Genomic DNA, 12,939 nt, shown 5'->3' on the forward strand with positions numbered 1-12,939 from the left:
TCGTGTTCCTCCTTTTAAGGAATTATAAAAATATGTTTTATACGGCCACTGAAGTGGCTTCTAGGTATTCACCGTACTGTGCCATAAAGGTATCATAATAGAGGCCCTTTTTCTCAAGGAGGCTTTCATGGGTTCCTCTCTCAGCTATGGAACCATTCTCAAGGAAAATGATTTCGTCTGCATTTCTAACCGCTGATATACGGTGAGCAATGATGATCTTTGTGGTATCGGATAACTCGTTAAGGTTCTTTTGGATTAAATGTTCTGTTTCCATATCCAAGGCAGAAGTGGAATCGTCCAGTATAAGAACAGGAGTATCCTTTGATAAGGCTCTTGCAATACTGATACGCTGCTTCTGTCCGCCGGAGAGTCCCACACCCCTTTCGCCGATTACAGTATCGTATTTCTCATCCATTTTTTCTATAAATTCAGCAGCCTGGGCTTTTTCAATGGAATTTAATACGTCCTGCTCAGTAATAAGGGAGCGCTTTCCCATCTTAACATTTTCATTAACGGTATCAGAGAACAGGAATACATCCTGCATAACGAGAGACATGTTCTTTCGAAGGTCCTTTAAGGATAAATCCTTTACATTAATGCCATCTAACTTAATAGTACCCTCCGTTGTTTCATAAAAACGCTGCAGCAGATTAATAACAGAGGTCTTTCCGGAACCGGTAGCTCCCATAATACCAAGAGTTTTACCGGGATTTATGTGAAAACTTACATTTTTGAGTATTGGTGTTTCATTTACTGTGAAGGATACATTTTCAAAAGTAATTTCTCCGGAGGCTTTATCAAGGGGAATAGCATCTTCTTTGGAAACAACAGTAGGCTGTTCCTTCATTATTTTATTAATTCTCTTCGTAGAGGCAGCCGCAGAAGCCAGATCGTTAAAAAGCCAGCCTATTAATTCCATTGGCCATACAATGTTGTTGGCATATTCTGCAAAGGCACCTAAGGTACCAAGAGTAATGTCATTTCGTATTACGAGGAAACCTCCGGCTACGATTACAGTTACCGGCAGAAGTCTTGTTATAAACTGAAAATAAGGATTATACTTGATTAGTATTTTTGACTGTCTCATATTCAAGTCGTAATACCTTTTGTTATGGGATAAAAATTTTGTTATTTCGAATTTCTCTCTTGCAAATGCCTTAACGGTCCTTACGCCGGCCAGATTTTCCTGGGCTACCAGATTCAGCTTTGCATTCTCTTCACTGATTTCTTCATATACATTATCCAATTTCTTTTCCATCTTAATTGCTATAAAAGCAACGATAGGCATTACAATAAGCGGTATCAGAGTAAGCAGCGGACTCAGGGAAAACATACTGTAGAGTACCAGAACTACCTGAATTACAACCTCTATTACCAACATACCGATGAATCCTACGCCGGACCATACCTTATCTACATCGTCCTTTAAACGTGACATCAATTCGCCGGTGTTGTTCTTATCGAAGTAATCAAGGGATAAACTTTGAACGTGATTGAAAAGTTTTCTTCGTACATCTGCTCCTATTTTAGAGCTGACAGAATCAAAAAGAAGTTCTTTTAAGTAATTAAAGATAGCTCTGCCTGCTCCTATTATAAGAATAATTACTAAGAATCTTGTAAGCAGGTTTACCTTCCCACCGACAATAACATCATCGATTATGTGTTTTAATATACGCGGGGAGAGCATATCCAACCCCACACTTGTAATCATACACACAATAGCAATGGTGTATAAATACCAGTATTTTTTTATGTAACTTGATATTTTCATAAATCCTCCTCCCTATCCGGGGACAAAAAAATAGCCGTGGTTTATTACCACGGCGACAAAAATCCATTTATAGTTTATGTGTAGATTGGCATAATACGGCTACACTATATAAAAGAATTAAAGGTTGAGGTAATAAAAGATAACTTGTGTTTGTTGTTTGCTGCAGCGCTAAATCCGTTAGTCATGGTTTTTTACCTCACTTTCTTTTATAATCTTTAGATATTATACCACATTAGTAATATTTGTCAACCTAAAATTACTGGAAATTCATATATTTTTTTAATTAATATAAATATAGCTATAAATAGTGTACGAGCAATAAAAAATGAATAAAAAAATGAATTACAAATAAGAAATTTTGTAATATATGTTGTTGACAGTAAATCATAGAAAGAGTATTATCTCATTGTAGATTTTAAATGTCCATAATGGATAACAAACATCATTAAAGAAAGTAAGGAGATGAGAAAATGAAATTAACCAGAGGAATCGAGCAGGCGGTTTGTATTATTGCATTATTAGCAACTCAGGACAAAAGCATACCGGTAGCGTCAGAGGAAATTCATAAACGTCTGAAAGGTTCCCTGACTTATACGAAAAAAATTATACGTAAATTGGTTGTAGCAAAAATGGTTAATTCGGTATCTGGTAACAACGGGGGATTTACACTGGCAAAAAAGACCGATGAAATAAACCTTCTGGATATAGTGGAAGCCTTAGAAGGTAAGATTGAGACTTATCCTGATTCAGGTCTTATCGATAAGGTTTTCGAAGATAAACAGATTCTGGCCAACCAGGGAACGGTTGTTATGAGAAATGCCTTTGCAGAAGCGGATATGTTATATCGAGAAACATTGAGAGCAAAGACAGTAAACCAGTTACTGGAAGAGACATTAGGCAGCAGACCAATAAGGCCCGTCAACTGGAATCAGGCTGATGAAGGCCGGGAGTTATTGATAAGAAAGGTGATGAAAAGTATTCATGGAAATGATAAAGACAGAATGGAAAAAGATTAGTGCTAATAAATTATTATTAATTTCAGTTATTGTTATAAGTTGTATTCCGCTTATTTATGCTTCTTTTTTCTTAAAATCATTGTGGGATCCCTACGGCAAGACAGAGAATCTTCCTATTGCAGTTGTAAATGAGGATAAATCCGTAGACTTCGAGGGTCAGACCTTATCCGTGGGAAATGATATTATTGAGGAATTAAAGAATGATAACAGCCTGGATTGGAATTTTGTAGACAGTAAAAAAGCCCAAAAGGGTTTAAAAGACAGCAAGTATTATATGATCGTAACATTTCCGGAGAATTTCTCTGAAAATGCTTCAACGGTACTTTCCGATAATCCGACTCAAATGGTAATTAGCTATGAAACCAATGGTGGTATCAACTATTTGGGTGAGGTATTCAGCGAACAGGCTATTAAAGAATTGCAGAATAAGGTATCTGAAAAAGTAACAAAGGCCTATGTAAGTGCTATCTTCGATAAAGTAGAAGACATGGGAGGAAGCATTACAGAGGCAGCCGATGCATCCGCTCAGATTAAAGATGGTGCAGATAAGATAAAAGACGGCAATGAAGAGCTTTATAAGAATCTTGATAAATTATCCAAGGCAAGTCTTACCTTCAGTGACGGAACAGATTCCTTAAGCCTTGGTTTAAGTACTTACCTGAACGGAGTGCTGACAGCCAGTGACGGAGCAGGAAAATTAAAAGACGGCTTGGCAAAATACCAGGCAGGGGTTAAGACTTATACGGACGGGGTGAAACAGGCTGCACAGGGAGCCAGCACACTGAACAAGAACTCCGAAGATTTAAAGAAGGGTGCAAAGCTTGTCTCAGAAGGTGTTTCCGAGCTTAACAGCAAGCTTGGTACTACCATTGGTTCTTTAGGCGGAAATAATGATGGAATCAAGCAACTGGCTGATGGTATGACAGCAGTTAACAGTGCGGTTTCAACATTGGATAATGGTGCAAAGACACTGGCAGCCGGAATTCCTACGAAAGACCAGGTTAGTAGTGTATCAAAATATCTGGACATCAACACCTTCAGTCAATTACCAAAAGAACAACAGGCCGTTGTTTTACAAACCGCAGCTAAACTTTTAGGGGGATATACTACAATTGGCGCTGGGGTTGGCCAGTTATCCGGAGGCCTTGATGCTCTTGCAAAACAAACACCTGCCCTGGCAGCAGGTACTACTCAGGTATATAATACACTTGGAGCAGTAGCACAACAGGCGCCTGCGCTTTCACAGGGCCTTGCTAAACTGGATGCCGGTGCAAAGAGTTTAAACACAGGAGTAAATTCCTATACAGCAGGAGTATTACAGCTATCCCAAGGCTTAAATCAGTTAAATGCGAAAGCCGGTGACTTAAACGGAGGTATCAGCCAGATTACGGAAGGATCCACCAGCCTGGCAGCAGGACTTAATACCCTAACACAGAATAACAGCAAGCTTTCAACCGGTATGGACCAGATTAAAAAAGGTGCAGAAGATATTCACGATGGTGCAGCAAAGTTAGCGGATGGTTCCAAAAAGTTAGGGGATGGACTTACCGATCTTTCTGATGGTGCCGGAAAGTTAAATGACGGACTGCAGGAAGGTGCAGACACCATCAAATCCTTTGATGCCTCAGATGCTACCATTGATATGATTGCAGCACCCAGTACTTTAAGTGAGACTAAATACTCTGATGTACCTAATTATGGTCATGCACTGGCACCTTATGTATTATCCTTATCTTTATATGTAGGATGTATGCTTTTCAATTTTATCTATCCTATCAGAAAAGTTGCCTTAAAAGGCAAGCCGGTAGTACAATGGTGGCTTTCCAAGCTTTCCGTTGGTATTGCAGCTGCAACACTTATGGCTGTGATAGAAGCAGGAGTTATGCATCTTATAGGAGTAGATACCATATCCACCGGAAGTTATTTTGTAACAGCTTTATTATCTGCTTATGCATATATGCTTTTAATCATGTTTTTATCTGTTGCTTTTGATAACCCGGGACGTTTTGTAGCTATGGTACTTCTGGTACTCCAGCTCTCCGGTGCAGGCGGCACGTTCCCTATGCAGTTAACATTTAAGTTCTATCAGGTAATCCATCCGTTCTTACCAATGTCCTATTCCATCTATAGTTTCCGCCAGTCTATCAGCGGAGGATTAGGAAATCACGTTCTTGCATCCAGCATGATCGTATTGGCAATGATAGCAGTAATTTCCGCTCTTCTTTTACTGGTTTCTATGACAATATTAAAGAAAATAAGCAAGGACGGAGTATCTCAATTAGATGATAATCAGAAACTGATGGATACAGATTATTCTTACGCAGATTCTTCACTGTAAACAAATGATTTGACAACATTTTTATTTTATTATAGAATGACAGATAGCCGGTGGGTAATACAATTATGTATCACTTACCGGTTTTTTGTGAGCGGATTGTATATCATTCAGTTTGTTATAAAAACATGTAAAAAAGATAAAGTTTTTATTAATTTTCACTATATTCAAAGAATGTTCATAATTCTGTGCTATAATGAACTCGATTGGTGAAATAGAGAGTGAACATATTTTCCAAAAAAATTAGACATGGATTTTCCTTGTTTAAGGAGGATAGAAATGGATTTACCTATTTTTTACAGTGAAGAAGATGAATGGAAGAAAGTTATGTTGATGTATGACTCTGCATTACGGGAAGTCAGCACCAAGTTGGAAATACTAAATAATGAGTTTAAATTAAACCATCAATATAACCCGATAGAGCATATTACTTCCAGATTAAAATCTCCTCAAAGTATCGCAAAGAAATTACAGCACAATAACAGGGAAATAACAGTAGAAAACATTGTTAAATATATAAATGACGTTGCAGGAATACGTATTATTTGTTCTTTTACTTCCGATATCTACCGAATTGCAGATCTGATTGCAGCACAAAGTGATGTAAATGTATTAAAGGTAAAAGATTATATTACCTGTCCTAAGCCAAATGGCTATACCAGCTATCATATGATTATATCGGTTCCCATCTTTCTCTCGGATACAATGTTAAATGTAAAGGTTGAGATACAGATAAGAACCATTGCAATGGATTTCTGGGCAAGCTTAGAGCATAAGATTTACTACAAATTTGAAGGAAATGCACCGGAGAGAATTCGGAAAGAATTAAAGGAATGCGCGGAAATCGTATCTTTCCTTGACCATAAGATGCTTTCGTTGAACGAAGAAATCAAACTCTATAATCCGGACAGTGAATTGGAGCATTACAGAGAAGTATTGTCTGAATCTTTTCAAAGTACCATAAGAGAATCCTATGGCACGATAATTGAGGAAGAAGAGATTGTACAGGTAGTAAAAGAAGTTAAAATAGTTGAGGAAAGTGCTGACACCGAGGAAAGTTCCAAACAACAGGAAGAAAGTCTAAACAGTAAACAGGATGGATGGCAGGAGGAAGGTCAGACCGAGGAACAGGAAAAGAAGCAGGGGAGACCGGAATCATTAGCTGATGCTCTCGAAATGGTGGAAGAGGCGAAGGAAAAGAATAAATTTTTCCGCTTTTTTAAGCGTAATATTATTAATGAAGAAATGGATAAGATGTAGTTTAAATACATTATAATCTTCATAAAAAACAGCGTAATATCCTTGGTAAACAGAAGGATATTACGCTGCTTTTTTTGTTACTTATCTTTTGTATAAACATACTTATTATTTATCAGGAAAGCTTAAATTTCGATAGAAGAGCACCAAGGCCGGTGGATGCCTCTTCACCGGAGGTGTATTCAAAAGGAGCTTCTTCTACCGTTTCAGATACCTCGGCCTTCTCTTCCACAGCTTTTATGCTGAGGCTGATCTTACCGTCTTTGACATCTATAATCTTAACGGTCACTTCCTGACCTTCCTTTAAGACTTCACCGGGGGTCTTAAGGCGTTTATTCGCTATCTGGGAAATATGAAGAAGACCAGACAAACCATTTCCGAGGTTAACAAAAGCACCATAGGGAGCTAATTTCTCTACCGTTCCTTTGGTTATCTGGCCTACCGGCACATGGGAAATTTTATTGAGTTTTTCCTTAGCGGCAAGATCTTTTTCAATTTCTTTTGCGGAAAGAATCAGTTTCGATTTCTCTTCTTCCACCGTAATTACCTGGACATCAATCTCTTTATTAACCCAGGCATTGAGATCTTCCACATAAGTTAAAGATAATTGAGAGGCCGGTATAAAAGCGCGGATTCCAAGGAGATAAGTGGTTACACCTCCATTAACGGCCTGTGCTATTTTTACTCTTAATACATCTTTGTTATCCCTATAGCCTTTTAAGGTTTCCCAAGAGAGAATACCATCAGCATCTTTTTTGGAGAGAAGGATATTTCCTTTTCCGTCATCTTCTCTGATAACTACTGCAGAAACCTCTTCTCCCATTGTTACATCTGCTTTAATTGAGAACCTGGGATCATTACTAAGTTCTTCCAAGGGGATAATTCCCTCTGCGTAGTACCCTAAATCTACAGTAACCTCAGTATCAGAAATACCAATAACGGTTCCCTTAACCAGTGTCCCTTCTTCTATTTTGTGCATGGACTTACTTATTTGGTCCTCGAATTCCTTCATAGAAGGGATAATCTCTTCCGGAGCAGCTGCTTTGGCAGTTTCGGCATCAGCAGTTATTTCTTCGGTTACTGTATCAAATTCCTCGTTCATTGTATAGCTCCTTCCTAATTATAGTATTTATAAACAGTATAGCTTATAGTCAGTATATAGGCAAGCCCGTTATCTGTTATCCTTACAGCGGTTACACAATCTGCCGCTTTTGATTTTAGCACCGCACCTTTCACAAGTAAACCAGGCGTCCCTGGAGTCATCAGAAAATTCCAAGCGCTCTTCTCTGATCCATTCAAACAGTCTTTTCGGAGGGACGTCCATTGCCAGGGATATATCTGATATGGTTGCTTTCCGATGGGTTATTATATACTCCTTTACCTTGTCAAAGAGTTCTAATTCTGAGTTTATACTTTTGGTAACATTCGTATTAGAAAGTTCTTCTTCTGGTTTATCAGGTTCTTTATGGGATAGATTCTTAAGGCAGTCAGGGCATATTTCAGGTCCATAAATATACTGAAATAGTCTTTTGCAGTTTTTACATACTTTCAATTCCATGTTGTTCATCCTTTGTTTTAAGAAGAGCTATGATGAATTACGAAAGGCGTAATTCATACAAGTGCCTGCGATATCCTCAGTGCAAACTCGAGGCATGTGAAAAGGGCAAGGTAGTCAACGAAATACGAAAAGCGTAATTCATAAACCAGTTTGAAAAGGACAAGCTTTAATTAAATAATTAAATCAGTTTCCTGTAGGTATAGTTTATAAGAGTTACAGGCAGAAAGCAAGGATATATTTACCGAAGGGGTATAGGAGGGCAGCAATAGAGGTAAAATTTATATGAAAGTCCTCTTTAGCAGCAGGGGTGACGCGTTAAAATAAGGCTGCCTCTTGCAATGGCAGGTATTTTAAGATAAAATTATAAATCAAATACAAGTTAATAATAGCAAATTGCCAATACTGAAATGGTTTGCAAAAGAAAACATATGAATGAAAATAGAGTGAAAAGAGGATTAAGATGGAAGATAAAAATAAATTTCAAGAAATGCTAAAGGATGTCCTGGAGGTTGCCAGAATACAGGGAAATGAACTGGGAATGAATGAAATCAAAGAGTTTTTCGGCGATATGGGACTTACGGAAGAACAATATGAGCATATCTTTGCTTATCTGGCGGCAGCACATATAACCGTAAAAGGATATGTTAAGACGAGGGTCTTTGATGATTATAAGGAAGCTATACAGGAAGAAGAAGTGAAAGAAGAAGCAGAGGAAGAAAAAGCAGAGGAAGAAAAAGAGCAGGCTGAGGAAGAGGAAGTAACAGCAGACGAAAAGGAAGAAAAGAAGAAGGATAAAGTACAGGCGCAAGGAGCAGATTCACAGTACTTAAAGATGTATTTACAGGACCTGGACGCAGTTAAGCCTGCAAATGAAGCAGAGTTTCGCCTTTTACTCCAGGCAGTCAGAGAGAAAAAGGAAAATGTGAAAGAACGTTTTATAGAAGTTCAGCTGATTAAAGTTGTAGAGATTGCAAAGCTTTATCAGAACAGAGGGGTTACCCTGGAGGACTTGATACAGGAGGGAAATATTGGACTTTTATGTGCTGTGGAAACCCTTTACACAGATACGGTTTTAGAGAATGAGACGGACTTTATCGAGGGCTATATAAGAAATGCAATGGAAGAGATTATCTATGAAAGCACTGAAAGCAGCAGTTTTGAGGAAGAAATGATAAAAAAAATCGATTATATCAGGAAAGCTTCCGAAGATTTAAAGGAAGAGCTAGGCCGTGAAGGAAACATTCATGAACTGTCAAGATATGTAAAAATGTCGGAAGAGGAATTAATTGACATTATTAATATGTCGGTAGATGGTGTAAAATTAAGTAAAAAACACGACTAAATAGAAAGTAGGGGATAGGACTTGCAGGAATATAGTGAAGCGCCCGTAACAATGGTAAAATGGTACATGGCTTTCTGTAAGAAACGGATATTTTTATTACTTTTAGCCCCAGTTTCCGTTTTCTTTTTGTGGCTTGCAAAAGTGAATCAGAATTTTGCAGAGCTTGTATTTGCAAGAAAAATATATAAGGTGATTGCACATGCAGTAAGCTTTATATCAGATAAATTTCCTATTTCACTGATGGAAGTTGAGATTATTCTGCTGCCTGTTCTTGTAGTACTGGGAATTGCTTATCTTATATATCAGCTCATCCGACATAAGAAAAACAGTAAATCTATTAGCTATTTAATGCTCTTAACTTTGGTAAACGTAGCATGTATAGCAAGCGTACTTTTTTTTATGTATGTATTTATGGCAGGAATCAATTATCACCGCTATTCCTTTGCTAAGATAAGCGGATATAATATCCAGGAATCATCAGTTGAGGATTTATACCAAATGACAATAAATCTTTCAGAGAGAGCAGCAAAGGCCAGAAATCTTATTAGTACTAAAGGCGGCGAGTTTACAAAGGACGGAAATGTCAGTATAGATAAGAGTAACTGGAAGGCCCTGGTTGCTGCAGAAGTAAAGGCTTATGCAAAGGAAGGAAAAGTATATCCGGAACTGAAGGGTAATTACAAATCAGTTAAATCGGTGGATTTCTCAAGGGTTATGTCGGCTATGGAGATTACAGGAATCTTCTGGCCATTTACTATGGAATCCAATGTTAACACAGATGTGGTAGATTACAGTATTCCGGCTACCATGGGCCATGAGATGGCACATTTGAGAGGCTTTATGCGGGAAGATGAAGCAAATTTTATCTCCTATCTTATTTGCAGCAATTCCGATAATCCGGTATTGCAGTACAGTGGACTGATGCTTGCGCTTTCCTATGCTGGAAACCAGCTCTATAATCAATCACCGGAAGATTTTGAGAAGGTTAGAGCAACCTATACAGCAGAGATGTCAGCTGATTTAAGAGAGGATTATTATTACTGGGTGCAGTTTGAGGATACGGTAATCAGTACCGCATCCAATACCGTAAATGATAACTACCTAAAAGCAAACAACCAGTCAGACGGAGTAAAAAGTTACGGACGGATGGTAGATCTGCTGCTTGCAGAGTATAAAGCAGAAAAGAATAATTAATATATGGGAGATGCCTTTTTTGTATAGAGAAAGGCATTTCCTTTTTTTCCGGTCTTTTCGATTACCTCCATCTGGAGAAGAACCTTAAGAGCGGATGAAAGGGAAATCCCGCCAAGGCCGGAAGCTTTTGCAAATTCTTTGGATACAAAAGTGTCTGCTAAACCTTCCGGCAGAAGCTGCTTATAATCGGAGGGCTTTTCTAACAGCATTTCTCCTGCAAGGTTTACAGGTATCCGGTCGGCTTTTTCAGCTCCCATTTTTTTATTCTTACTCCAGCCATTCAGAAATTTATACTCCTCCAGATCAATAAAGTATATATGTATGGTTAATCCGGGACAATCCAGGTAATCCTTTATCTTATATAATTCAGGAAGAATCTGATAGGCTTTTCCGGTCTTTGGAGACTTTCTCTTTGGACTGACTTCGCCGGATTCTTTATCCACCCAAAGCAGCCATTTCGTATGAGCAATAGGATAAACAATGGTAACCGGAAAGTCTTCTAAGAATACGGGAAGCTTGCCTCTAAGTCGGTCAAAGTTTCCTGTCTGTATTTCAATAATCCCTTCAGGGGTTAGTATATCAGCATAATAGTTTTTATATTTTATCTCGTGATTTACCTGGTCCGGGGATAAGAAATTTTTTAATACCGCATGGACGGTTTTCTCTCCAAGAGTACCGATTCCGTTTTCTGTTCTGGGTGCATTGATAACAGTATTGATGGCTTGTTCAAATAAAAGAGTATCCATAATAACCTCGTATATTTCGTTTCTTATATTAAGAATAAAACAGACCTGGAAAGAGGTCAAGAATAATTCTTTCTTGAGTATTAAAAAGAGGTGGTCTATAATAAAAACAATGCATCATGCAAAGATAATTTTACAGGGAGGAATATTCATGAAAGAAAAAGAAAATGCAAAGGAACTTCTTTCCTTTATAAAAGAGGCGACTTCTCCATACCATGTGGTGGAAGAAGGAATTGTATTTCTGAAAAAGGAAGGTTTTGAAGAACTTGATTTAAAAGAAAATTGGCAGCTGGAAAAAGGAAAAGGTTATTATATAAAGCCTTATGGTACATCATTATTTGCCTTTACGGTGGGGGCACATTTTGCAGAGGGACAGAATTTCAGAATCGCAGCAGCACACACGGACCATCCGGGTTTTCGTGTGAAGCCTAATGCAGATATGAAAAGCGGAGCTTACAGAAAATTGAATACAGATGTATATGGTGGACCTATCTTAAATACCTGGATGGACCGTCCTCTTTCTTTAGCCGGAAGAGTTGCATTAAGAAGCGAGGACCCTTTTCATCCCGAAATGAGACTTCTGGATGTGAAAAAGCCCATACTGATTATACCTAATCTAGCTATTCATGTTAACAAAGAGGTAAATAAAGGAGTTGAACTGAATCGCCAGACAGATACCCTGCCCTTATTCTCAATGCTTGAGGAAGATGTTAGCGAGGAGAAATTCTTCGTGAGTTTTCTTGCGAAGGAACTAGGCGTGGACAGTTCCAGAATACTGGACTACGATATGTATATTTATAACAGTGAGGACGGCGGCTTTGTCGGAATGAAAGATGACTTTGTATCCTGCCCGAGACTTGACAATCTTACCTCTGTATGGTCCCTGTTAAAAGGAATTGTTTCAGGAAGAAGGGACGAGGGTATTAATCTTATTGCCTTATATGATAACGAAGAGATTGGCAGTAAGACCAAACAGGGAGCAGACTCAGCACTCTTAAATCTTCTGCTGGAGAAAATTATGGGTAGCCTTTCTTTATCAAAGGATAGCCTTTATTCACAGGTGACAGATAGTTTTCTTCTCTCTGTTGATGTAGCCCACGGAGTACATCCAAATCATCCGGAGAAATATGACCCTACCAACTATACCGCATTAAATGAGGGAATTGTGTTCAAGATAGATTGCAACCAAAGATACACCTTTGATACCGAAGCTATTGCTATTGTGCAGCAGATATGTGAAAAGAGTGAGGTGAAATACCAGAAGTTTGTGAACCGTTCTGATATGCCCGGAGGTGGTACCTTAGGCCCCATTATCTCCTCTTGGCTGCCTATAAAAACAGTGGATATCGGAATACCTCTTCTGGCCATGCATTCCTCCAGAGAATTAATGGGTACAAAAGACCAGGCATATCTGGATAAATTAATGGAAACATTTTTTGGTTTATAAATAGTTTGTTGTGAAAATAGCCAATGGATTTTAAATATAAAACAATATATTGACAAAACATACAAAAAGAGTTATACTTAGGTAAGTCAATACGAGAAGGTATTGTACTAGAGGTTGGAAGCGCGTTGGGGAACGTGAGAGGGCAAAGGCTATTATAAAATAAGGCTAGATTGATACGTGTATTAGGAGTCTAAGATACAGGTCGGTCTAGTCTTATTTTATTTTGTTCTTATAACAATAGTAGATAATATTACCTGAGATCAACAACCTTGCTTA

At 38.2% G+C, this 12,939-nt stretch carries 9 protein-coding genes and 1 pseudogene; 6 read left to right on the forward strand and 4 right to left on the reverse strand.

From position 1 onward, the window contains the following. Nucleotides 1-37: 37 nt before the first annotated feature. Nucleotides 38-1,771, reverse strand: a complete 1,734-nt coding sequence (locus tag bsdcttw_RS00150) for an ABC transporter ATP-binding protein (protein WP_185257454.1) — start codon at nt 1,769-1,771, stop codon at nt 38-40. 470 nt (nt 1,772-2,241) lie between these two features. Between bsdcttw_RS00150 and bsdcttw_RS00155 the strand changes: the two genes are divergently transcribed. The 3 genes and pseudogenes from bsdcttw_RS00155 to bsdcttw_RS25375 form a co-directional block, all read left to right on the forward strand. Beyond that, nucleotides 2,242-2,787 (forward strand): Rrf2 family transcriptional regulator, encoded by a 546-nt coding sequence (locus tag bsdcttw_RS00155; RefSeq protein WP_185257455.1) that lies wholly within the window; start codon nt 2,242-2,244, stop codon nt 2,785-2,787. Next, entirely contained in the window at nt 2,753-5,125 is a 2,373-nt protein-coding gene (locus bsdcttw_RS00160; protein WP_185257456.1) for a YhgE/Pip domain-containing protein, read from the forward strand. Before bsdcttw_RS00155 ends, bsdcttw_RS00160 begins: the two co-directional genes overlap by 35 nt. 276 nt (nt 5,126-5,401) lie before the next feature. Beyond that, nucleotides 5,402-6,016 (forward strand): annotated as a pseudogene (locus tag bsdcttw_RS25375) (GTP pyrophosphokinase); the annotation flags it as partial. Nucleotides 6,017-6,494: 478 nt separating this feature from the next. On the opposite strand, the gene bsdcttw_RS00170 reads toward bsdcttw_RS25375, so the two are convergent. Further along, a complete protein-coding gene (locus bsdcttw_RS00170) occupies nt 6,495-7,481 on the reverse strand; it encodes a S1 RNA-binding domain-containing protein (RefSeq protein WP_185257458.1) in 987 nt (328 codons plus the stop codon). A gap of 69 nt (nt 7,482-7,550) precedes the next feature. After that, nucleotides 7,551-7,937, reverse strand: a complete 387-nt coding sequence (locus bsdcttw_RS00175; protein ID WP_185257459.1) for a flagellar protein — start codon at nt 7,935-7,937, stop codon at nt 7,551-7,553. A 460-nt stretch (nt 7,938-8,397) separates the two neighbouring features. Between bsdcttw_RS00175 and bsdcttw_RS00180 the strand changes: the two genes are divergently transcribed. After that, nucleotides 8,398-9,279 (forward strand): sigma-70 family RNA polymerase sigma factor, encoded by an 882-nt coding sequence (locus tag bsdcttw_RS00180; protein WP_185257460.1) that lies wholly within the window; start codon nt 8,398-8,400, stop codon nt 9,277-9,279. 21 nt (nt 9,280-9,300) lie between these two features. Then, a complete protein-coding gene (locus tag bsdcttw_RS00185; protein ID WP_207726468.1) occupies nt 9,301-10,473 on the forward strand; it encodes a DUF3810 domain-containing protein in 1,173 nt (390 codons plus the stop codon). Here bsdcttw_RS00185 and bsdcttw_RS00190 read toward each other — a convergent pair. After that, complete coding sequence (locus tag bsdcttw_RS00190; RefSeq protein WP_185257462.1) at nt 10,470-11,219, reverse strand: hypothetical protein; 750 nt, start codon at nt 11,217-11,219, stop codon at nt 10,470-10,472. The genes bsdcttw_RS00185 and bsdcttw_RS00190 overlap by 4 nt on opposite strands. Nucleotides 11,220-11,367: 148 nt before the next feature. Here bsdcttw_RS00190 and bsdcttw_RS00195 point away from each other — a divergent pair, with 148 nt between their 5' ends. Next, a complete protein-coding gene (locus tag bsdcttw_RS00195) occupies nt 11,368-12,663 on the forward strand; it encodes a M18 family aminopeptidase (RefSeq protein WP_185257463.1) in 1,296 nt (431 codons plus the stop codon). Nucleotides 12,664-12,939: the final 276 nt, after the last annotated feature.

This window comes from Anaerocolumna chitinilytica, assembly GCF_014218355.1.
Lineage (GTDB): Bacteria > Bacillota > Clostridia > Lachnospirales > Lachnospiraceae > Anaerocolumna > Anaerocolumna chitinilytica.